This is a genomic window from Micromonospora sp. CPCC 206061 (assembly GCF_036906915.1).
Lineage (GTDB): Bacteria > Actinomycetota > Actinomycetes > Mycobacteriales > Micromonosporaceae > Phytohabitans.
In genome coordinates this window covers 1-22,434 of sequence record NZ_JBAKHX010000053.1, presented here as the reverse complement: position 1 = coordinate 22,434, position 22,434 = coordinate 1, and the positions used below count along the sequence as shown (strand labels likewise).

17 protein-coding genes and 1 pseudogene are annotated in these 22,434 nt (G+C 71.8%); 10 read left to right on the top strand and 8 right to left on the bottom strand.

Features of this window, described 5'->3' with window-relative positions; translation table 11 throughout:
• The first annotated feature begins 288 nt into the window (after nt 1-288).
• Complete coding sequence (locus V6V89_RS28180) at nt 289-1,425, top strand: metal-dependent hydrolase family protein (RefSeq protein ID WP_334622479.1); 1,137 nt, start codon at nt 289-291, stop codon at nt 1,423-1,425.
• On the opposite strand, the gene V6V89_RS28175 is transcribed toward V6V89_RS28180, so the two are convergent.
• The 3 genes and pseudogenes from V6V89_RS28175 to V6V89_RS28165 form a co-directional block, all read right to left on the bottom strand.
• Nucleotides 1,422-1,865: a DUF6232 family protein gene (locus V6V89_RS28175; protein ID WP_334622478.1), complete on the bottom strand. Its 444-nt coding sequence runs from the start codon at nt 1,863-1,865 to the stop codon at nt 1,422-1,424. The two genes, V6V89_RS28180 and V6V89_RS28175, sit on opposite strands and share 4 nt — an antisense overlap.
• Before the next feature lie 80 nt (nt 1,866-1,945).
• A pseudogene (gene hrpA, locus V6V89_RS28170) lies at nt 1,946-5,593 on the bottom strand (ATP-dependent RNA helicase HrpA); the annotation flags it as partial.
• 87 nt (nt 5,594-5,680) lie between these two features.
• On the bottom strand, nt 5,681-7,027 hold the full coding sequence (locus tag V6V89_RS28165) for a glutamine synthetase family protein (RefSeq protein WP_334622477.1): 1,347 nt from the start codon (nt 7,025-7,027) through the stop codon (nt 5,681-5,683).
• Nucleotides 7,028-7,100: 73 nt separating this feature from the next.
• Between V6V89_RS28165 and V6V89_RS28160 the strand changes: the two genes are divergently transcribed.
• The gene (locus tag V6V89_RS28160) at nt 7,101-7,967 is read left to right on the top strand and encodes a response regulator transcription factor (protein ID WP_334622476.1); all 867 of its coding nucleotides are present in this window, start codon (nt 7,101-7,103) and stop codon (nt 7,965-7,967) included.
• Between the two features lie 194 nt (nt 7,968-8,161).
• Entirely contained in the window at nt 8,162-9,082 is a 921-nt protein-coding gene (locus tag V6V89_RS28155) for a hypothetical protein (protein WP_334622475.1), read from the top strand.
• Here V6V89_RS28155 and pdxR read toward each other — a convergent pair.
• The gene (gene pdxR, locus V6V89_RS28150) at nt 9,066-10,490 is read right to left on the bottom strand and encodes a MocR-like pyridoxine biosynthesis transcription factor PdxR (protein ID WP_334622473.1); all 1,425 of its coding nucleotides are present in this window, start codon (nt 10,488-10,490) and stop codon (nt 9,066-9,068) included. The two genes, V6V89_RS28155 and pdxR, sit on opposite strands and share 17 nt — an antisense overlap.
• Before the next feature lie 89 nt (nt 10,491-10,579).
• Here pdxR and V6V89_RS28145 point away from each other — a divergent pair, with 89 nt between their 5' ends.
• Complete coding sequence (locus tag V6V89_RS28145) at nt 10,580-11,848, top strand: APC family permease (RefSeq protein ID WP_334622472.1); 1,269 nt, start codon at nt 10,580-10,582, stop codon at nt 11,846-11,848.
• On the opposite strand, the gene V6V89_RS28140 is transcribed toward V6V89_RS28145, so the two are convergent.
• Both V6V89_RS28140 and V6V89_RS28135 read right to left on the bottom strand, forming a co-directional pair.
• Nucleotides 11,800-14,802 (bottom strand): AfsR/SARP family transcriptional regulator, encoded by a 3,003-nt coding sequence (locus V6V89_RS28140; protein ID WP_334622471.1) that lies wholly within the window; start codon nt 14,800-14,802, stop codon nt 11,800-11,802. The genes V6V89_RS28145 and V6V89_RS28140 overlap by 49 nt on opposite strands.
• A 186-nt stretch (nt 14,803-14,988) precedes the next feature.
• Nucleotides 14,989-15,438: a hypothetical protein gene (locus V6V89_RS28135; RefSeq protein WP_334622470.1), complete on the bottom strand. Its 450-nt coding sequence runs from the start codon at nt 15,436-15,438 to the stop codon at nt 14,989-14,991.
• Nucleotides 15,439-15,486: 48 nt separating this feature from the next.
• On the opposite strand from V6V89_RS28135, the gene V6V89_RS28130 reads away from it, so the two are divergent.
• Both V6V89_RS28130 and V6V89_RS28125 read left to right on the top strand, forming a co-directional pair.
• The gene (locus V6V89_RS28130; protein WP_334622469.1) at nt 15,487-16,863 is read left to right on the top strand and encodes an acyl-CoA synthetase; all 1,377 of its coding nucleotides are present in this window, start codon (nt 15,487-15,489) and stop codon (nt 16,861-16,863) included.
• Between the two features lie 29 nt (nt 16,864-16,892).
• Entirely contained in the window at nt 16,893-17,939 is a 1,047-nt protein-coding gene (locus tag V6V89_RS28125) for a winged helix DNA-binding domain-containing protein (RefSeq protein ID WP_334622468.1), read from the top strand.
• A gap of 139 nt (nt 17,940-18,078) precedes the next feature.
• Here V6V89_RS28125 and V6V89_RS28120 read toward each other — a convergent pair whose 3' ends face one another.
• Entirely contained in the window at nt 18,079-18,858 is a 780-nt protein-coding gene (locus V6V89_RS28120; protein WP_334622467.1) for a hypothetical protein, read from the bottom strand.
• A 186-nt stretch (nt 18,859-19,044) separates the two neighbouring features.
• On the opposite strand from V6V89_RS28120, the gene V6V89_RS28115 reads away from it, so the two are divergent.
• Together V6V89_RS28115 and V6V89_RS28110 are read left to right on the top strand one after the other, a co-directional pair.
• On the top strand, nt 19,045-19,737 hold the full coding sequence (locus V6V89_RS28115; RefSeq protein ID WP_334622466.1) for a FadR/GntR family transcriptional regulator: 693 nt from the start codon (nt 19,045-19,047) through the stop codon (nt 19,735-19,737).
• 33 nt (nt 19,738-19,770) lie between these two features.
• Complete coding sequence (locus tag V6V89_RS28110; RefSeq protein WP_334622465.1) at nt 19,771-20,391, top strand: bifunctional 4-hydroxy-2-oxoglutarate aldolase/2-dehydro-3-deoxy-phosphogluconate aldolase; 621 nt, start codon at nt 19,771-19,773, stop codon at nt 20,389-20,391.
• 84 nt (nt 20,392-20,475) lie between these two features.
• Here V6V89_RS28110 and V6V89_RS28105 read toward each other — a convergent pair whose 3' ends face one another.
• Nucleotides 20,476-21,591, bottom strand: a complete 1,116-nt coding sequence (locus V6V89_RS28105) for a hypothetical protein (protein WP_334622464.1) — start codon at nt 21,589-21,591, stop codon at nt 20,476-20,478.
• 286 nt (nt 21,592-21,877) lie between these two features.
• On the opposite strand from V6V89_RS28105, the gene V6V89_RS28100 reads away from it, so the two are divergent.
• Nucleotides 21,878-22,216: a PKD domain-containing protein gene (locus V6V89_RS28100; RefSeq protein WP_334622463.1), complete on the top strand. Its 339-nt coding sequence runs from the start codon at nt 21,878-21,880 to the stop codon at nt 22,214-22,216.
• On the top strand, nt 22,207-22,326 hold the full coding sequence (locus V6V89_RS41870) for a hypothetical protein (RefSeq protein ID WP_442935232.1): 120 nt from the start codon (nt 22,207-22,209) through the stop codon (nt 22,324-22,326). Before V6V89_RS28100 ends, V6V89_RS41870 begins: the two co-directional genes overlap by 10 nt.
• The last annotated feature ends 108 nt before the right edge of the window (nt 22,327-22,434 follow it).

The window sequence follows — 22,434 nt, the reverse complement described above, 5'->3', positions numbered from 1 at the left end:
GAAGCAGGTCCACGCGTGAGCCTCCTGTCACTCCAGGTAGCTGTCAATCGACCCTTCGGTCCCCGCCAGTCCCTGATCTTCTCCGGGAGACAGCGATTCGTGCGGGTGACACGCGGATCTACCGTCGTATCCCGTAGGCGCCGGCGACAGTCTGGGTAACCGTCGCGCCATCGGGCCCGACAGCGTGTACGCGAAGTGAAACCGGGGATCACCGCAGCGCCCGCGGCGACGCAACCGGCCGTCAAACAGACAAGGCGCTAAGGCGACAGCCCGGTAGGGTGTGGCTCCATGCTGGCCATCCGGGCCGCCCGCCTCTTCGACGGCCGCTCCGTGACCCTCGACCCGGTCGTGCTGGTCGACGCCGGCCGCATCGCGGCCGTGACCGACTCCGCTCCGGCCGGATCCGAGATCCTGGACCTGGGCGCGGCCACGCTGATGCCCGGGCTGGTCGACGCGCACACGCACCTCGCGCTCGACGCCAGCGACGACCCCATCGGGCGCGTCGTCGCCGCCAGCGACGACGAGCTGCTCGACCACATGCGCGCCGCCGCGCGCACCGCGCTTGCCGCGGGCGTCACCACCGTTCGCGACCTCGGCGACCGCGGATACCTGTCGCTGGTACTCCGGGAGGAGCTGGCCCGCGACCCGATGGCCGGCCCGCGGGTGCTCGCGGCCGGCCCACCGATCACCACGACGGGCGGCCACTGCTGGTTTTTGGGGGGTGAGGCGGACGGCGTCGAGGGCATCCGGGCAGCGGTTCGTGAGCGCGCCGAGCACGGCGTCGACGTCATCAAGATCATGGCTACCGGTGGCGAGCTGACGCCCGGCTCCCGTGCGGACACGCCGCAGTACGGGCTCGACGAGCTGCGCGCCGCCGTCGACGAGGCCCACCGGCACGGGCTGCCCGTCACCGCGCACGCGCACGCCGCTGGCACGATCGTCGACGCGGTCGCGGCGGGCGTCGACATGATCGAGCACTGCTCGTACGCGACGGACGAGGTGATCGACGCTCTCCGCATGGCTGGCACCGTGGTGTCCGTGACCGTCGGCGCGGATCCCGGCGTCCCGTACCCACCGCGGCTCATCACGCTGCTCGTCGAGTACTTCCAGATGGTTACCCGGCTCCGCACGGCAGGCGTGCCTGTCGTGTGCGGCAGCGACGCCGGCATCCGTGAGGCCAAGCCGCACGGCGTCCTGCCGTACGGGGTGGCCGCCCTGGTCGAACGCGCCGGCTTCTCCCCCGCCGAGGCGCTCCGCTCCGCGACATCCCTGGCCGCGGAGGCGTGCGGCCTCGGCGACAGCAAGGGCGTCGTAGCCCCCGGCTACGACGCCGACCTTCTGGCGGTAAACGGCAACCCTCTGATCGACATCGCGGCGCTGACCCGCGTCCGCGCGGTTCTCCGCGCCGGCACCCTGGTGTCTTAGTACCGTTGCTGGTGTTCGATAGCGCGCAACAGTGCGCGGCTGACCTGGCCGAACTCCTGCTCGTCCCAGGTGGCGAAGACCAGCGTCGGCCGGTGCTGGTATTCCGCCCAGAGCTGGAAGCTCGCCGGCCAGCGGCGGCCGCAGAAGAGCACCCCACCGGCGGCGGCAAGCCCGATGAGCAGCGCGAGGGCGATGACGACCGGCGAGCGGAAGAATATGGCCACCGGCGTGACCACCAGCAGCTCACCCAGCGCGACGACCATGGCGGCTCGGGTGGGCGGCGAGAGCGGGCCGCGAGCCCGCTCGATGCAGAAGAGGTCTGCGATCGGGAAGCGCGCGCCGTAGACGAGCAGGCACTGGTCGTCGACGATCACACCACGTTGGTTGTAGAAGGTGGTTCTGGCTGGCCTTGTGGGCCGGTTGAGGCGGTCGATGGTCATCGTGACCTCCTTCGGTACCCTCATCATGAGGTGCCAGGAGGCATCGTGCAACAGGTCAGGTAGCCAGGTAGCAGATAGCGCTATAGCTCGTCCATGGCGCGGTATATGCGCTGCTCAGAGATCGGGTACGGGGTGCCGAGCGCCTGGGCGAAGAGGTTCACCCGCAGTTCCTCGATCATCCAGCGGATCTGGAGCAGTTCGGCACTCGCCGGCAGCTCCCGCCGCAGCTGCGCGTACTCCTCCTGGACCCGCTCGATACGCCGGGTCTGCTCCAGGTCGCGGCCCGGGTTCTGGGTCAGCCGCTCCAAGCGCCGCTCGATCGCGGTCAGGTAGCGCGGCAGGTCCGGCAGGCGCTGCCAGCCGGTCGCCGTGACGAAGCCCCGGTACACGAGCCCGCCGAGCTGCGCGCGGATGTCGGCCAGGGAGGGCATGAGGTCGAGGCGGTTGGTGGTCTTGAGTCGCTGCTCAACCGTGTACGCCGCCGCGAGCACCTGACGCACCCGCGCGATGATCTCCAACAACGCGTCGACGAACCCGGCCCGCACATGGTCCCGCAGCACCCCGAACCCGGCCTCGTCCCACGCCGGGCCGCCGTGCTCGGCGAGCAGCCGGTCGACGGCCGCACCGGCGCAGTCGTCGAGCAGGTCGACCACGCTGCGGTGCGGGTTGCGGCTGAGCGCCAGCTTCGCCTCGTTCGTCAACCTGCCCTGCATCACCTTCGCGGGCGCGGGCAACCCGAGCAGCAGCAGCCGGCGGGTGCCCTGCCACATCGCGTTGCGCTGCTCCGCCTCGGTCTCGAACACCCGCACGCCCGCGGTCTCGCCCTCGTCGACCAGCGCCGGATAGGCGGTCACCGCGTAACCCGCCCGGTCCTGCCGGATGGCGCGCGGCAGCGTGCCCACCTCCCAGCCACGCATACCCTGCCGGGACACGCCGGGCGCCGCCGCCGCGACCGTCTGGAGCACGGTCGGCTTCAGCTTCGCCTGCAACGCGGCCAGATCCTTGCCCTCGCCGAGCGAAGCGCCCTTGTCGTCCAGCACCCGGAAGGTCATCCGCAGATGATCGGGCACTTTGGACAGATCCCATGCGTCGCGGGGCACCGGCGCGCCGGTCAGCCGGCGCAGCTCCCGCTCAAGGGCATCGAGCAGCGGACCGTCACCCGCCGCGATCCGGTCCAGCACCGCGCGCGCATAATCGGGTACTGGCACGTAGTTGCGCCGCGCCACCTTCGGCATCGACCGGATCAGCGCGATCACCAGGTCTTCGCGCAGTCCCGGCACCTGCCAGTCGAACCCGGCCGGCGACAGCCGGGGCAGCAGCGGCAGTGGAATGTGGACGGTCACGCCGTCGGCGTCCGTGCCCGGCTCGAACTGGTACGTCAGCTTCAGCGCCATGCCGTCCTGGCGCCACTCGTCGGGGTAGTCCGCCGCGTCGACCCGCCGCGAGCCGGAGTTGATGAGCATCGCCTTTTCGAACGTCAGCAGGTCTGGCTGCGTGCGGCGGATCTGCTTCCACCAGCTGTCGAAGTGCCGCGCCGACACCACGTCCGGCCCGATCCGCTGGTCGTAGAAGTCGAAGAGGGTCTCGTCGTCGACCAGGATGTCGCGCCGCCGGGCCCGGTGCTCCAGCTCCTCGACCTCGTCGAGTAGCGCCCGATTGTCGTGGAAGAACTGATGGTGGGTGTCCCAGTCGCCCTCCACCAGGGCGTGGCGGATGAACAGCTCCCGCGACAGGCGCGGGTCGATCCGGCCGAAGTTCACCTTGCGCGAGGCGACCAGCGGCACGCCGTAGAGCGTCACCTTCTCGTACGCCATCGCCGCGCCCTGCTTCTTTTCCCAGTGCGGTTCGCTGTAGCTGCGCTTGACGAGGTGGCCGGCGAGCTTCTCCACCCACTCGGGCTCCACCTTGGCCACGATGCGCGCCCACAGCCGGGACGTCTCCACCAGCTCGGCGGCCATCACCCACTGCGGCTGCTTCTTGAAGAGCGCGGAACCCGGGAAGATGCCGAACTTCGCGCCGCGCGCGCCCAGGTACTCGTGCTTCTGGCTGTTCTTGAGGCCGACGTGCGAGAGCAGGCCCGCGAGCAGCGAGTGGTGGATCAGCTCTGCCGACGCCTCCGGCGCGCGCGGCGGCTTGACCGCTTGGCGCAGCTGGGAGTACAGATCCTGCCACTCGCGCACCCGCAGGTAGTTGAGAAACTCGGTGCGGCACATCTTGCGGAACTGGCTGCCCGACAGCGCCTTCTGCTGTTCCTGGATGTGCTTCCAGAGGTTGAGGTACGCGAGGAAGTCCGACTCCTTGTCGGCGAACCGCGCGTGCAGCTGGTCGGCCGCCTGCTGCCGGTCGGTGGGCCGCTCGCGAGGGTCCTGAATAGACAGTGCGGCGGCGATGACGAGCACCTCGTGCACGCAGCCGTTGCGCTCGGCCTCCAGCACCATCCGCCCGAGCCGCGGGTCGATCGGCAGCTGCGCGAGCCGCCGTCCGAGCTTGGTGAGATTGGGGTCGAGCGCACCGAGCTCGTGCAGCAGGTCGACGCCGTCCTTGATGTTGCGCCGGTCCGGCGGGTCGATGAACGGAAACGCCGCCATCTCGCCCAGCCGCAGCGCGGTCATCTGCAGGATCACCGAGGCGAGGTTGGTGCGCAGGATCTCCGGGTCGGTGAACTCGGGGCGGGACAGGAAATCGTCCTCGGAGTACAGCCGGACGCAGATGCCGTCGGAGGTGCGGCCGCAGCGCCCCTTGCGCTGGTTGGCCGACGCCTGCGAGACCGGCTCGATCGGCAGCCGCTGCACCTTCAGCCGGTGGCTGTACCGGGAGATCCGCGCGGCGCCCGGGTCGATGACGTACTTGATGCCCGGCACGGTGAGCGAGGTCTCCGCGACGTTCGTGGCGAGCACGATGCGGCGGCCGGTATGCGCCTGGAAGACCCGGTGCTGCTCGGCGATGGACAGGCGGGCGTACAGCGGCAGGACCTCGGTGTTGCGCAGGCTCTGCTTGTTCAGCGCGTCGGCGGTGTCGCGGATCTCCCGCTCGCCGCTGAGAAACACCAGGATGTCGCCCGGCGCCTCGGCGCACAGCTCGTCGACCGCGTCGAGGATCGCCTGGATCTGGTCGCCCTCTTCATCCTCCTGCGGCCGGTACCGCACCTCGACCGGGTATGTGCGGCCGGACACCTCGACGATGGGGGCATCACCGAAGTGGCGGGAGAACCGCTGGGGGTCGATCGTCGCCGACGTGATGATCAGCTTGAGGTCGGGGCGCTTGGGCAGCAGCCGCTTGACGTACCCGAGAATGAAGTCGACATTGAGGCTCCGCTCGTGCGCCTCGTCGATGATGAGCGTGTCGTACTGCCGCAGCATCCGGTCATGCTGGATCTCGGCGAGCAGGATGCCGTCGGTCATCAGCTTGACGAGCGTGCCGTCGCTCACCTTGTCGGTAAACCTGACCTTGTATCCGACCGTGGTGCCAAGCGACGTGTCCAGTTCCTCGGCGATCCGGTCCGCGACCGTGCGCGCCGCGATCCGCCGCGGCTGGGTATGGCCAATGACCCCGTCGACGCCGCGGCCCAGCTCCAGGCAGATCTTGGGAAGCTGGGTCGTCTTACCCGAGCCCGTCTCGCCGGCGACGATGACGACCTGGTGGTCGCGGATCGCGGCGAGGATCTCGTCCTTCTTCTGGCTGACCGGCAGCGCCTCGGGATACGTGATCTTGGGCACGCTTGCCCGACGCCGGCTGGGATCCATTTCGCCAGCAAGGCTACCCGCCCCCACGGTTTCCCCCCACCGACTTTCCCCGCGGCGGCAGGAGCGGCCTGGCTAGTAGCGCCAGCGGGTGGCTTCGGCCAGCTCGGCGGGGGACGCGTCGGCGAAGAGGCGGTGTTCGGCCTCGCGGACCGCGCAGAAGGCCTCTAGCAAGGGCCCGCCCAGCGCGGCCGGGAGCAGATCGTCGGCGCGGAGCGCCGCCACCGCGTCGGGTAGGGAGGTGGGCAGCCGCGGCGGTTGGTCACCCTCGGGCAGATCTGCCGGGTCAACGGTGACCTCGGGCGGCAACGTCAGGCCGGCGTCGCGAGCCGCCGTCACCACCGCGGTCACGGCGCCGGCGAGCAGGTACGGGTTGGCGGCCCCGTCGAAGCACTTGAGCTCGGCGTTCGCCGCCGTCTCCCGCTCGCCCTCGCTGCCGGTGACCAGGCGCAGGCCGGCCTCCCTGTTTTCACGGCCCCAGCACTGGTACGGGCCGGCCCAGTGCCGCGGCACCAGGCGCAGGTAGCTGGCCGGGCTGGGCGCGCCGATCGCCACCAGAGCGGGGAGGCGGTGCAGGAGCGCGGCCAGGATGGATTCGCCTTCGGCGGTCACACCGTGCGGGCCGTCACCGCCGGCGAACAGGTTCTGCTCGCCGGTCCACGCCGACAGGTGCAGGTGTCCGCCGTTGCCGACCTGCCCGGCCACCACGACGGGCGCGAACGAGACCTGGTAACCGAAGGTGGCGGACACCGCGCGGATGGTCTGCCGCACCAGCACAGCCCGGTCGGCCGCGGTCACCGGGTCGGCGGGCGCCACCGACACTTCCCACTGCCCGGCCGCGTACTCGGGATGGAACTGCTCGACGGGCACCCGCTGGTCGGCCAGCGCGGCGAGCACCGCGTCGGCGTATCCGGACAGTTCCACCAGCCGCGTCATGCCGTACGCCGGACCCGTGGTGGACGGCGTCGCGTCGACCGTGCCCGCGAACCACTCGAACTCGTACGCCATCCGCAGCTCGAGCCCGGCCTCGCGGGCCCGCTCGGTGGCCGCCCGGGCGAAGCCGCGCTGGCAGCCGGGGTACGGCTCGCCCTCCTGGGTGTGCCGGTCGACGGGAGCCCACGCCCAGCCGGGCTGCGCGGCGAGCGCGGTCACGTGAGACAGGTCGGGGTGCAGCCGCAGGTCACCGACAGGCCCGCCCGCGTGCCGGCTGGTGGTGATCGAATCGTCGACACAGAACACGTCGAACACCGGCGACATGCCGACGCCCCACTCGGCGGCGCGCTCGAACCGATCGACCGGCACCGCTTTGACCCTGGTCACGCCCGCGTTGTCCACCCAGGTCAGAGCGACGTTACGGACGTCCTGCGCGGCCAGGTCGGCGGCGACGCGCCGGGCCTCCGCGGCCCGCTGCTGGCGATCCACGCACCTGATTATCCCCATCCCAAATTCCCCTGGGGGTGATGTGCGGGGCGGCGCGCCGAACGAGACTGACGCCGTGGCCGGAATTGGAACGACACCAAATAGCGGTGCAACGGTCGTGGCGCACAGCGGCCGCCGGCTCTTCCGGGACGCCCTGGTCGCGTGGCTGGGGCGGCAGCAGCGGTTCGCAGTCGTGGGGCAGGCCGCCGACGTGGCCGAACTCCCCCGTCTGTGCGCGCTGCGGACGCCCGACCTGGTGCTCGTCGATGGGGGCGTCAATGTGGTGGCCACGTTGGGGCCACTCACCGCGATCCGGGAAGGCTGTGGGCGTACCCGAATAATCGTCATCTGCGACGAGTTGACGGCGGCGGCCGTGGTGGCAGCTCGCCGCGCGGGGGTCGACGCGCTCGTGCCGGGCGCGCTCGGCCTGGAGGCGCTGCTCAGCGTCCTGCGCCAGCAGGCGCGCGGGCCGCGCACGGGTGTGACGGTCTCGGCGCCTGGCGGCCTGACACCGCACGAGCGCGAGATCCTCTCGCTGCTCGGCGCGGGCCATCCGGCCCGGCGCATCGCCGCCATGCTGGGCAGCAGCGTCGGCGCGGTCGAAAACAGCAAGCGGCACATCTACGCCAAGCTCAATGTGGCGACGCAGTGCCAGGCCGTCGCAAGGGCGGCGGCGCTGGGACTGGTACCGACCCGCCGCGTTCCCGTGCGGCCGGATCAGCCCCTCCGAATACCGGAGCTGACCGGGCGAGAGGCGGACATCCTGCGTTCGATCGCGATGGGCCATTCGGTACGCCAGACCGCGGCGCTGCTGGCGATCGCCGAAAAGACCGTGGAGAACACCCAGGCCCGGCTGTTCCTGAAGTTGGGCACGCACAACCGGGCCGGCGCCATCGGTGCGGCCCACGGCCTCGGCATGCTGGACCAGTTCGTCCCCGAATAGTCGCTGTTTATTTCGAAGTCAGCAGATCCGAATACATCGCTTGCCCTTGAGGGCTAATATCCTCTGGGTTTCAGTCGCCATTCTCTTGAATCGCAAGGAACCGATATACATTCCTTACGATTGCCCTGAGCGGCCGATCAGGATACTCTCCACGCCGCGTATTGGTCTTGGGGGCCGGGGGGACGAGAGGTGGCATGACCAAGCCAGGTGACGATCCGCCGGACCGGTTGAGGGTCGGTGGTTGGCTGAGTGGCTCACCGGCCGGCAACGGCCCGGCGAGCGTGGGCGACGCGCCCGCTGCTGGCGGCCGGCACGCCGCCGAAGGTGCCGACACCGCCGATAGAGCCGACGAATCCGACGAAGCCGACCGGACCGATCGGGCTGTGACCGCCTACGCGGCGCCCGCCCTGCCCGACGACGACGGGCCGGCCAGCGGCCCGGCGCACCGGGTACGCCGCCGCCGCACACCGCTCGCCGTGATCGCCGGCGGTGCCGTCGCGGTCGCCCTCGCCGTGACGGTTTCGATCATCACGCTCGACGACCCGCCGGCCGGCGAGGGGGTGGCGCTCGGCACGCCGAGCGTTTCCCCGGTTCAGGTCACCGCCGACTCCGGTCTCGGCTCCGGCCCTACTGGCGGCGCGCCCACGACCGGGCCGCCTGGGAGCCCGTCCCCAACGACGCCATCGGTCAGCCCGACGAACACCAGCAGCGGTCCCGGCGGCTCTGTGACGACCTCTGTCGAGGCCGAGGACGCGTTGCTGGTCGGTACGGCCGAGGTGCTCGCCGAGCCGGCCGCCTCGGGCGGTCGGCTCGTGCACCAGATCGGCACCGACCAGGCGGGCAACGCCGGGCAGCTCGTCTTCAACGAGGTGACGGTGGCGCGGGCGACCCGGTACGCGCTGACCGTCGCGTACGTCAGCGGCGAGGACCGCAACGTGCTGCTGGCCGTCAACGGCCAACGCCCGCTGCTGCTGCGGTTTCCGTCGAGCGGCGGGTGGAACACGGTAGCGACGCAGACGTTCACGATCGAGCTGCGGGCGGGGAGGAACCGGCTGGCCTTCAGCAACCCGACCTACTTCGCGCCGAGGATCGACAAGATCAACCTGCTCGGCTAGCCGCCAGCCGGCGCATCCCCTCGGCGATGCGCTCGGTCGGCACCGCCCCGTACCCGATCACCAGCCCGTGCTGCGCGGGCCGTTGGCCACAGAAGCGGGCCAGCTCCGTCACCGCCACACCGGCCTCGGCGGCACGGCGTACCACCCCGGTGAGATCGACCTCGGCGCCGGGCGTGAGCCGGGCGCACACGTGCAGCCCGGCGGCCGACGGCACCGGCTCCAGCCAGCTGGCGAAGTCTCGCCGCAGCGCACCGACCACCAGGGCGTGCCGGTCGGCGTACACCCGGGTGGCCCGGCGGACGTGGCGGGCCAGGTGCCCGTCGTCGAGGAACCGGGCGAGCGCGGCCTGGTTGGACAGCTCGCCATGCCAGTCCGTCAGGCGCTTGGCACCCACCAGCGCAGGCCGCAGAGACGCGGGCGCGATCAGGAAGCCGAGCCGCAGCATTGGCAGCATCGTCTTGGAGAACGTGCCGACGTAGACCACCCGGCCGTCGCGGTCGAGGCTCTGCAACGGTTCGAGCGGGCGGTCCTCGAAACGGAACTCGCTGTCGTAGTCGTCCTCCACCACCACAGCGCGGTGCCGTTCGGCCCAGGCGAGCAGCGCGGCACGCCGGCGCAGCGACATCGGCACGCCCAGCGGGTACTGGTGGGACGGCGTGACGTAGACCAGGCGGGTATCGGTGGGCAGGGCCGCCACGTCGAGGCCGTCGCCGTCGACGGGTACGCCGGCGACCCGCGCGCCCAGCGACTCGAAGAGCAGCCTCGCCGGCGGATAGCCCGGCTCCTCCACCGCCACCCGGGTGCCCGGCTCAATGAGGACCCGGCCGACCAGGTCGAGGGCCTGCTGCGCACCGTGCGTGACGAGCACGTCGTCGGGTGCCGCCCGCACCGACCGGGCCACCCCGACGTACCGCGCGATCGCCGCCCGGAGCCCGGGATGGCCGGCGGGCTCGCTGTAGTCGGCCTGCTGGATGGTGGTTAGCCGCAGCTCCTGCGTCACCAGGCGGCGCCACGTCTCCAGCGGGAAGATATGGACGTCCGGTACCCCGACCGTGAAGTCGTATGGCCCTTCACCTAACCCGGTGACCGGGGAGGGTGCCGTGCGCCAGAACCGCCTCGGCCGCACGCCCCGCCCAGCCGGCGCGGTCCGCGGCCGGCGCCGGTCGAGCGCCTCGACGCACACGAACGTGCCGGCGCCGACCCGCCCGATGAGGAAGCCCTCGGCGGTCAGCCGGTCGTAGGCCACCGCCACCGTGTTGCGCGACACCGCGAGGCGCCGGGCCAGCTCGCGGGTCGGCGGCATCCGCTCGCCGGGGCGCAACCGGCCGTCGACCACCGCGTCGAGGATCTGGCGGTAGATCTGGGTGGCCAGGTCACCTCGGCCGGTGAGGCTCACGTGCAGGTCCATGGATTGGCCCAATCAGGATGGCCAGCATTGGCACTTCTACGGGGCCAATGTACGTCCCTACCGTAGGGCGTGACCAAGTTAGCTGGCGCATGACCAGAATGACCGTGCCGCAAGGCGCTGCCCTGTCGATCGGTGCCGTACTCGGTACCGGCGTGATCGCCCTGCCCGCGCTCGCCGCCGAGACGGCCGGACCCGCGTCGCTCGTCGCCTGGCTGGCGCTGATCGCACTGTCCGTGCCGCTCGCCACCACGTTCGCGGCGCTCGGCGCCCGGTACCCGGACTCGGGCGGCGTCTCCACGTACGTGCGCCGCGCCTTCGGCCCGCGCGCCGCGGCGGTCGTGGGCTGGTGCTTCTACTTCGCGATCCCGGCCGGCGCGCCCGCGGCCGCGATGTTCGCCGGCGCGTACGTGTCAGCGGCCGTCGGTGGTGGCAAGAGCACCACGCTGATCACCGGGGCGCTGCTGATCGCCTTCGTGACCGCCACCAACGCGGGCGGGCTGCGGATCTCGGGCCGGCTCCAGTTCGGCCTCGCCGCGCTGCTTGTCGCCCTACTGCTGACCGCGACGCTCACCGCGCTGCCGCACGCGCGCCTCGACAACCTCCAGCCGTTCGCGCCGCACGGCTGGCTCGCGATCGGGCCCGCGGCCGCGCTGCTGGTGTGGGGCTTCGCCGGCTGGGAGGCGGTCACCCACCTGGCCGCCGACTTCCGCCACCCGGCGCGCGACCTGCCCCGCGCCACCGTCATCGCCGTGGCCGTGGTCGGGCTGCTGTACTTCGCCATCGCCGCCGCGAGCGTGCTGGTGCTCGGCGCCGCCGCAGGTACGTCCGACGCGCCCCTCGCCGAACTGCTCGCCATCGGGGTCGGCGGCGAGGTCCGGGTACTGGCGGCCGGGGCGGCGCTGCTGCTGACCATCGGCGCGATGAACGCCTACTTCGCGGGCGGCGCCAAGCTCGGTGCCGCCCTCGGCCGCGACGGCGCGCTGCCGACCTGGTTCGCCCGTGGCAGCGAGGCCGGCACGGTACCCCGGCGCAGCCTCTCGGTGATCGCAGGACTGTCCACTGTGTCGCTGGGCGCGGTCGCCGTCACCGATGCCGACCCGCGCCCCTCCGTGCTGCTGACGACCGGTTGCTTCGCGATGGTGTACGTGCTCGGCATGGCCGCCGCCCTCCGGCTGCTGCCCCGGGGCACCTGGTCGCACCGCACGGCGACGGTGGCGCTGGTGGCGGTGGTGGCGCTGCTGTTGCTCACCGGCCGGTACATGGTGGGCGCGCTGGCGATCGCGGCCGCCGCCCTGATCTACGACGCCCGTTACGCGGGCAGGGACGCCGCCGCCTCCGCGTTGTCCAGTCGGAAATAGAGGTCGCGGGCCTCGTCGAACGCCGCCTTCGCCAACTGCGGGTCGATCTCCGCGTACGCCTTGCCGAGCTTCGCCAGGGCGTTCGCCAGAAACGACAGCCAGCCCCGGGTGCGCCACAGCGCCACCGACTCCTCCAGGTGCTTGGCCGCCTTGTCGGGCCGGCCGGCGGCCAGCTCGATCTCGCCCAGCACGCCAAGCGAGTCGGCGACGTGGTGACTCATGTTGTACTCGCGCCCCAACGCCAGCGAAGTCTCCGCCACCGTCCGTGCCCGCGGATCGCCCCGGTGCAGGTACAGGCGGGCCAGCTCCAGCAAGGTCAGCACCTCGGTGTAGCTGTCGCTGAGTCGTCGGGAGATCGCGAGCGACTCGTCCAGTACCCGCTCGGCCGAGTCCAGGTCGCCGGCCCTCACGAACCCGATGCCCATGAACTGCAGGACGGCGGCCTCGTAGCGCGGGTTCCCCAGCGTGCGTATCCGCTCCAGCGCCTGCGTCAGGTGTGCGAACGCGTCCATGAGGTCGCGCTGCTCACCGCGGGCGACCGCGATCGCGACGTGCGCGCGGGCCTCGCCACCGAGGTGACCGGTCTGTTCGGCGAGGCGCAACGCGCGCAGGCCGTGCTCCACCGCCTCGCCCGAGGCACCCTTCGCCGAGGCGGCCCACGCGCAGTTGACCTCCGCGTCGGACATGCCGCGCCGCTCACCCAGCGCCTCGAACATCTCGACCAGCTCGTGCGCCTCGGTCTCGAACCGGACCATCGCCTCGCCGGTGTGGTCGATGGTGTTCCAGGTGATGACCTCGGTGAGGCCCCGCCGCATGACCGCCTCGCCGCGCAGGTTGCCCTTGGCACGGCACAGCTCGATGACCCGCGTGTTGACGGCCTGCCATTCGGTGTACATGCCACGGATGTCGAAGTACTTCTCCATGCACCCGGCCAGGTCGAACGCGAGCTCGTCCAGCCCCAACGCGCACGTCTGACGGATCGCGGCGATCAGTGTGCTGCGCTCGGCGTCGAACCACCGCAGCGGGTCGGCGCCGTCGTCGACCCAGCCCAGCGCGGGGCGCGGCGCAGAGCCACTGATCGGCGCGAACGGCGGCCCCGGTACCCGAGCGGCCAGGCGCTCGGCGATGGCGAGCCACCCCCCGAACCCGCGTGCGAGCGCGGCGGACCGGTCAGCCTCGCTGTCTTCCAGCTCGGCGCGTTCGCGGGCGTAGAGCCGCACCAGGTCGTGGAAGCGGTACCGGTTCTGGCCCGCCTCGTCCGTGCCCGTGCCGCTCAGCAACTGCGCGTCGACCAGCGCCTCCAGGTGCGTGGCGGCGTCGTCGACGGGGCGTTCGAGCACCGCGGCGGCCAGCCACGCGGAGAAGTGCGGCACGTCGAAGAGGCCGAGCAGCCGCAGGAGCCGCTGGGATTCCGGGTCGAGGGCCTGGTAGCTGAGGGCGAGCGAGGCGCGCACCTCAAGGTCGCCGGTCGCCAGCCGGTCGAGCCGCTGGCGCTCGTCGCCGAGCATCCGGGCCAGGTGCGCGAGGCGCCACGTCGGCCGGGCGGTCAGCCGCGCGCCGGCCACCCGTACCGCGAGCGGCAACCCGCCGCAGAGCCGGGCGATCTCGGCCGCGTCGGACCGCTGCGCCGCGACCCGCCCGTCGTCGGCCACCACCGCCAGCAGCTCGATCGCCTCGCCGGGGCTGAACACCTCCAGGTCGATCCAGCGGGCGCCCTCGACGCCGGTGAGCCGGGCGCGGCTCGTGATCAGCACGGCGCAGGTGGGCGCGCCGGGCAGCAGCGGGCGGATCTGCTCCTCGGAGGCGGCGTTGTCGAGCACGACCAGCACCCGGCGGCCGGCCACCTTGCTGCGGTACAACTCGGTGCGCTCCGCCAGGTCGTGCGGGATCGCGCGGCTGTCGACGCCGAGCGCGCGCAGGAACCTGGCCAGCACGTCACCGGGGTCGAGCGGGGTCGCCTGCGCGCCGCGCAGATTGACGTAGAGCTGGCCGTCCGGGTACTCGGTCGCCGCGAGGTGCGCCGACCTCACCGCCAGGGTGGTCTTGCCGACCCCGCCCATGCCCGCGATGCCGGCGATCGCCAGCGCCGTGGGCTGGCGGTTCTCGGTCAGCAGCCGGTAGACAGCGTCGACCTCGCCGCCCCGGCCCGTGAAGTCCGGGATGTCGGGCGGCAGCAGGGCCGGAACGGGCGCCTGCTCGCGCGGGGGCGCCTCGGGCAGCTCCGCCCGCAGGATCAGGCTCTCCAGGTCAGCGATCTCGCGCCCAGGGTCGAGCCCTTCGTGCTCGGCGAGCAGCGTCCGGTACGCGCGGTAGCTCTGCAGCGCCTCGACCTGCCGGCCGCTGCGGTACAGCGCGGTCATCTGCCGGGCCCGCAGGCGCTCGCGCATCGGGTACTCGTCGACGAGCGGCGCGATCTCGGTGACCACCGCCTCGGCGCGGCCGAGCTCCAGTTCGGCGTCGGCCAGGTCCTCGTACGCGGTCAGCCGGCGCTCGACGAGCCGGGCGCGGGCGGCGTCGACGTAGGCGCCACTCGCGTCGGCGAGTGGCGGGCCCTGCCACATCGCCAGGCCCCCGCGCAGCAGCGCGACGGCCTCGTCGTGCGCGCCCCGGCTGGCCACCTCCCGGGCCCGGCGGACGCTGGCTTCGAACGCCGCCGCGTCGACCTGGTCGGCCTCCACCAGCAGCTGGTATCCGGACGGCCCGCCCACGAACACGTCGCCAGCGCCCAGCTCGGCGAGGCGGGCACGGATCACCGTGATCGCGTTGTGCACCTGCGACTTGGCGGTGGACGGCGCCGCCCCGCCCCACAGGGCCTCGATCATCGCCTCGCGTGACACCCGCTGACCGAGGTTGAGCAGCATATATGCCAGCAACCCGCGGGTCTGCGCGCGCGGAAGCCGGTGCTGGTGCTCCGCGGTGACCACCGTCACCGGTCCGAGCACCGTGAACCGCATCCAACCTCGCAGGTGTGTGGGGTGTATGAACGTTTGTATCACGGGGTCCGACAGGCTGGTCTTCGTCCACGGGGTTCCTGCGCGAGTGCCCACCGGTCACACCGTTGCGATACGCACGGGGGAGCGTGAGCTTGAGTGTGACCGACGGTCACCACATGGGGGCGTGGGAACCCCGCTTGGACGCTTTCAGTTGTAGTGGCTCGCGCTCTGCTCAAGAGCGATCAGCTCGTCGCGGATCTCGTTGCCCAGCTCTCGGGCCTCGCCTGTCGCCGTGTCTTCCAACCGGATCACGCACGAGGCGTTGACGGGCATCTCCCGGTCACCGCCGCCGGGCCGCACCCGCACCGCGATCGTGAACGACGCCGGCCGGAACTCCTTGGCGCTCGCGGTCACCACGATGTCCGCCGGGCGGCCGAGCAGCGCACCGCTCGGCAGCGCGGCCGTCCGGTGCCGCAGCGCCACGCCGGGCTCCCGCCCGGCCGCGGCCAGGGTGGGACAGCCGTCCAGGTAGGCCTGGCGCGCCGCGTCGACCCAGCGCACCAGGGCCTCGTCGCTGACCACGCCGGCCGCGTCGAGGTCCTGTTCGCTGACCGGGTACTCCGCCAGGACGGCCCACTTCGTCATTATCCCACTCATCGGGCTCCACGATAGGGGTGCTTTAGCGTGGCCGGCATGATGGGGGCCGTGACACTCTTTCCGTCCCTTGACGACCCGCTGCTTGGCGACCGGCCGGCTCTGCGCTTCGGCGACGAGGTGACCACCTATCGCGAGCTCAACCGGTGGACCGCCGAGGTGGCCGGCGCGATCGCGGGGGCGCGCCGGGTCGCGGTGTGGGCGAGGTCGCGCGTCGAGACGGTGGTCGCCGTCGTGGCCGGGCTCCGCGCCGGGGTTCCGGTGGTGCCGCTCAACCCCCAGGCCGGCGAGCGGGAGGTCGCGCACATCCTCGGCGACAGCAAGCCTGATCTCGTACTGGATGAGGCGCTTCCGGTCTCTTCCCGGGTCGCGCTGGCGCCCGTCGCGCCTACGGCACCCGCCCTCATCGTCTACACCTCGGGCACGACCGGGCCGCCCAAGGGCGTCGTGCTCCCCCACAGCGCCATCGCGAGCAACCTCGACGCGCTCGCGTCGGTGTGGCAGTGGACGGCCGACGACACGGTGGCGCACGGGCTGCCGCTCTTCCACGTGCACGGCCTCATCCTCGGCATGCTCGGGCCGCTCCGGCTCGGCGGCACGGCATACCACATCGGACGCTTCTCTCCCTCGGCCGCCGCGGCGGCGCTGCGCACCTGCGCGACCGTCCTGTTTGGAGTGCCCACGATGTACCACCGGCTGGCCGAGGCGGCGTCGGTGGACCCGGACGTGGCGTCGGCGCTGGCAGGCGCCCGGCTGCTGGTCTCCGGCTCGGCGGCGCTGCCCGTCGTCGACCACGAGCGCATCGCGCGGGCCACGGGGCAGCGCGTTGTCGAGCGGTACGGCATGACCGAGACCCTGATGAACTGCGCCGTACGCGCCGACGGCGACCGCGTCCCCGGCACCGTCGGGCCCCCGCTGCCCGGCGTGGACGTCCGGCTCGTCGACGACGAGGGGCGTGAGCTGCACGCGGCCGGCGAGGTGGGCGAGATCCTGGTCCGCGGGCCGAACCTGTTCCTGGAGTACCTCAACCGCCCGGCCGCGACCGCCGAGGCGATGCGCGACGGCTGGTTCCGCACGGGCGACGTCGCGACCTGGACCGACGACGGCGCGATCCGGATCGTCGGGCGCCGCGCCACCGACCTGATCAAGAGCGGCGGATACAAGATCGGGGCCGGCGAGATCGAAAACGTGCTGCTCGACCACCCCGCGGTCGCCGAGGCGGCGGTGACCGGCGCACCCGACACGGATCTCGGCGAGCGCGTGGTGGCCTGGATCGTGGCCGCCCCCGGCGCCCGCCCCGATCCGGAAGAACTGGCCCAGTGGGTGGCAACGCAGCTGGCCCCCCACAAACGCCCCCGCGAGATCCACCTCCTCGACTCCCTTCCCCGCAACGCCATGGGCAAGGTCCTGAAACACGCCCTCTCGTAGTGTCGGAGGGGTGGCCTACGGTGGGCGTCATGGACATCCCGCTGCTCCGGCTCGCGGCGCTGCGCATCGCCGGCCACCACCTGCCCAGCGCGGTCGAGACGGTGCGGTGGCTGACCGCCCTCCAGGCGCAGGACCCCAACGGCGCCATCACGTCGGTCGCGCTGCGCACCGAGTCGGGCACCCGCGCCGGCGTCGAGCAAGCCTTCGACGCCGGCGAGGTCGTCAAGAGCTGGCCGATGCGCGGCACCCTGCATCTCGTCGCGGCCGAAGACCTGCCGTGGATCCTCCCACTCACGACACCCCGGATCATCGCCACCTCGGCCAAGCGCCGGGCAGAGCTCGGCCTCGACGCCCCGACCCTCGGGCGTGCCGAGGAGGTCGCGGTGGGCGCGCTCGCGGGCGGCGGCAAGCTGTCCCGCGCCGAGCTCATGGCCGTATGGGACGAAGCCGGGCTCGGCACGACCGGCCAGCGGGGCTACCACATGCTCGGTTACCTCGCGCAGACCGCCACCGTCTGCTTTGGACCGACGCGCGGCGGCGAGCAGCTCATCGTGCTGGTCGACGAGTGGATCCCCAATCCGCGACGCCCCGAGCGCGACGAGGCGCTCGGGGAGCTGGCCCTCCGCTACTTCCGCGGCCACGGCCCGGCCACCGCCAAAGACTTCACCCGCTGGACCAACCTGACAGCCGCTGACGTGCGCACCGGCATCGCGCTCGCCCGGCCCGAGCTGGCCACCGTCGAGGTGGACGGCGTCGAGCACCTCATGGCGCCGGAGACGCCCGACCTGCTGGCCTCCTGCGGCCGCCGCGCCAAGGGCGTCTTCCTGCTGCCGGGCTTCGACGAGTTCATCCTGGGATACCTCGACCGCACCGCGGCACTGCCCGCCGAGTACGCCAACCAGGTCGTGCCGGGCGGCAACGGCGTCTTCCAGCCGACGGTGGTCAGCGCCGGCCGGGTCGTCGGCACCTGGAAGCGCGGGCGCGACGAGCCAATCGTCACGCCGTTCACGACGCTGTCCGACACGGTCGCCAAGGCGATCCCCAAGGTGTACGCCACCCTCGCGCTCCGCGCCTGATGGCTTCCGGCGGCGGTACTGGGCGTGGTGGTGTTCCACGAGCCGATGGGCCGCGTGCGGATCGCCGCGAGCGTCGCCGCCGCCGCTGGCGTCGTGCTGCTCGCCCTCCCCGCCTGACCCATCCGCCCGGCGTGAGCGGCTACTTTGGCTCGGACAGCAGGGCACCTACCATCGCGGCGCGGTCGCCCAGTGCGGCGCGGAGCCGCGCGGCCACGACCTCGGGTGAGGCGCCCTGCCCGATCGCCTCGACGACCGCCTCGTCGACCTGGTCGACGGACGTCATCAGCTCGTCGTGCGCCGCGTCGATCTGCTCGAACTCGACGCGCAGCTTCACCGCCACCTCGTCGTCGATCGCGGCGATGGCGGTCGTCAGCGCGTTGACCTTCTGCTCGATGGCGACGATTCGCTGGTTGATCGCGACGGGCTCGCCCCTCGTCGGGCCGCCCGCGACGGTGAGGCGCCCCGAGACGATCCCCTCGACGCGCCAGATCAGCGCCCTCTGGTCGGCGTCGGATATCGCTGCCATGAACTCCTCCTCCAGTAGGCCCCACGCGCGCCGGTCCTGCTCCGCCGCCGCTGTCTGGCGGATGCTGAAGTGGACGTGCCGGGTGTGGGGGTTGGCGCCGCTGTAGGCGCGGCGGCGCCAGCCGTCGTCCTTGTCAGCGATCTGTCGGTTGTAGATCCAGTAGTGCGACGAGGGGTGGCGCTGGAACGCGCCGATCACCGCCCACACGTCCACACCGTCCTTGTCCATGTCCCATGCGTCGACCGACTCCCGCGAGTTCGGGTTGTGGTCGGATCGGCTCGCCTGATGAGCCGCGTCGCCGATCGTGCCGTCGGAGGTCTTGTCCCGCTTGGGCCAGCGGCGGTTGACCTCCGAGCGGCCGACGGCGAGCGCCGGCGCCAGGTACCAGGCCATGTGCCCATCTCCAGTCGGGTCGGGGGGATCACCGTAGCGTCGTGAACACGGTCAAACCCGCCTTCGGAGTTCATGTTGCCCAGAAAATCGGGTCGGCTATGCGACATGGCGTCCCGGTTCATCCTGATCGGCGGAGGCTGGCACAATGTTTTCGTAATTAATGGTTAGTCGGAGGCGGTGTGGTGGATGGCGGCGCCGCGCGGGGTGCACGGGCAGACCGTCGAGGCGCTCGGCAGGCGGATCGTGGCCGGCGACATACCCGAAGGCGCCACCCTCGACATCGCGGCGCTCCGGGCCGAGCTCGATGTCAGTCTGACGGCGCTGCGCGAGGCGCTGAAGGTGCTCTCCGCCAAGGGCATCATCGACGCGCGCCAGAAACGCGGCACCTTCGTGCGGCCGCGCGCCGACTGGCACCTGCTCGACGTTGACGTCATCCGGTGGCACTTCGCCGCGAGCGCGGGCGAACGGCTCTGCGAGATGCTGCACGAGGTACGCGAGATCGTGGAACCCGCCGTGGCCCGGCTGGCCGCCCTGCGGGCCTGCGCCGCCGACCTGGTCGCGCTCGACCGCGCTATCGACCAGATGGCCGTCGCGGAGGGCGACCCGTCGGCGGCCGTCGCCGCAGACCTGAACTTTCACCGGACGCTGCTGGCCGTCTCACACAATGAGCTTCTGCAGCGGATGGAGGTCGTCCTAGCGACCGGCCTCGCCGAGCGCGACCGCGTTGTCCACGGTGGACCGCACGACGATCCGGTGCCGAGTCACCGCGCGGTCGTCGACGCTATCCGGGAGGGCGACGCGGCGGGAGCCGAGAAGGCCATGCGACGCCTGCTCGACAAGTCCATCCATGACGAACGGAATGCGCGGGACGCGGCGTGAGGCCGTTCGCGGAGTGGTAGGTAGGGGTACCCGATGAATTTGATGAGCGCGCTGCGTGAGCACCGGCTGCTGGCAATCGTGCGCGGACCCGACCCGGCGGCGGCGCTCGCCGCCGTGCTGACGCTGGCCGACAGCGGTGTCGCGCTGATCGAGGTGTCGCTCACCGGTGCGGAGGCTCTGGAGACGGTACGCCGTGCGCGCGCGACGCTAGGCGATGGTTTCGCGCTCGGCGTCGGCACCGTGCTGAGCGTGCTCGACGCGCAGCGGGCAACCGAGGCGGGCGCGAGCTTTCTCGTCACGCCAGCCATCGCACCCAGCGTCGACGAGTCGTCCCTGCTCGGGATACCGGTGCTGGCCGGCGCGCTGACGCCCAGCGAGGTCGTGCAGGCGGTGTCCGCGGGCGCGGCAGCGGTGAAGCTTTTTCCCGCGTCACTGGGCGGGCCGAGCTACCTGAGCGCGCTGCGCGACCCGTTCCCGTCGGTTGCTTTCGTACCGGTCGGCGGCGTCGACGCGACCAGCGCCCGCTCGTATATGGACCGCGGCGCGGTGGCGGTGGGTGTGGGTTCACCGCTGCTCGGCGACGCGGCGCGCGGCGGTGATCTGTCGGCGCTGCGCGACCGGGTGGCCGAGTTCCGCGCGGCGGTGGCCCCCTGAGACGAGGACTGGGAGGGCCTTCCGACCCGGGCGGACCTCCCAGTCCTCGACCACCCCGAGGGCACCGCCCTCGGCTGGTTCGTGCTACGGGGACAGCAGCGAGAAGACCGTGTTGTTCGTGCCCGTCCCTGCCGGGCCGGTCAAGGCGGACCACGCGGAGCCGTTCCAGCGGGCGACATGGTTGACGGTCACGCCACCGGCCTCGTCGAAGAACCCGCCGGCAACGAGGTCGCTGCCGTACACGCCCAGCGAGTAGACGAAGTCGTCCGTGCCGCTGCCCAGCGCCGACCACGTCGTGCCGTTCCAGCGCGCGATGTGGTTGGCCGCGACGCCACCCGCCTGCGTGAACCAGCCGGCCACGACGACGCCGCCATTGTGGACGGTGATGGCGCGGGCGTGCTCGTTGAGCCCGGTGCCCGACGGGCCGGGCAGCGCGGACCAGGTGCTGCCGTTCCAGCGTGCGATGTTGCCGACGGACACGCCGCCAGCGTCAGCGAAGCTGCCGGCCACGACCAGCTCTCCGTTGTAGACGGTGACCGCCAGGATGTCGCCGGAGGTGCCGCTGCCGAGCGCGGACCACGTCGTGCCGTCCCACCGGGCGACGCGGCTGGCCGGTACACCGCCGGCCGCGGTGAAGCCGCCCGCCGCGATGAGCGCGCCGTTGTAGACGGTGAGATCCCACACCGACGCCATGTCCATGCCGGTGCCCGACGGCCCGGTGAGCGGCGACCACGTGCTGCCGTTCCAGCGCGCGATGTGGTTGACGAACTGCCCGCCGGCCCGCAGGAACTGGCCGCCCGCGATCAGCTCGCCGTTGTACACGGTCAGCGCGTCGACGAAGTCGAGCGCCATCGTCATCAGGCCGTTGCCGAGCGGCTGCCAGGCCGTGCCGTCCCACCGGGCGATGCCGTTGACCCGCACCCCGTCGGCGTTGAGGAAGTTGCCGCCGATCACCAACTGCCCATTGTAGACGGTTTGTGCGTGCACCGAACCATCCAGCCCGGTGCCGCCGGGCCCGGTCAGCGCGGACCACGCCGCGCCGTTCCAGGTGGCGATGCGGTTGGCGGTGACGCCACCGGCCTGCGTGAACGTGCCCCCCGCAACGAGCGTGCCGAAGACCGGCGAATCCGCCCGCGCTGGCGCGCCTGGCAGCAGCGCGCACATGACGGCGATCGCCAGCATCAGGACTCTTGCCCGCATGTTCATGACCCTCCAACCGATAGTCCTCAGTGGACGCGGTGGCGGGAGCGCGCCGGCGGGCAGGTGTCCGCAACCGAACCAGCCTTTGGTCCGGATCGCCCCCGCGTGTGGACACCGCTAGGCATTGAGTCTTTGCAATGCCTAGCCCGTTGTCAACGCCCGCCCGCGACTGTGACGGCCGCCATACAAGCGAACGGCGAACGGGGTGGAGTCGATCACACGTTCGAGGGTTGGATAGACCTTGGTGGTGCTACGGGGGCGCCACCAGACACATATGGAGGCTGACATGCCCCATCGTTCAATCGTGTCCACATTCGCTGTCCTTGCCCTGGCTGGCACCCATTCCAGCGTCCCAAGCGGCGAGCGCCGCGCCGGCCAGCGGGCGGCCGGTCTACGTCACCAACAGCGCGATGGAGTTCGGTGGCGTTCCTCCCGGCCGACCACCGACCGTCGCGCGCTTCGCCGCCGGCGATACCCGACGACCTTCAACGCGTCCGGCTCGGCCGACGCCGACGGGCGTGTGGTGCGCTACCGCTGGGACTTCGCAGACGGCACGGTGCTGCGCGATGGCGGCGCGGCGCCCCGCACGTCTACGGCGCCCCGGGCAACTACGCAGTGCGGCTGACCGTCACGGACGACGAAGGCTGCGCCGCCACGCTCGTCTACACCGGTCAGGTGGCGTCATGCGTGGGCACCCCGGGTGCGACGGCAGCCCGCACCATCGCGGTCCCCTGACATCACGGCGCCACTGCTCGGCGCCGCCGATCAAGGAAGCCCCCGTCGACGCTTCTATAGGGGTGGTGATCGGGCCCGGGGGTTCGTGATCCGCTAGGTTCGATGCCG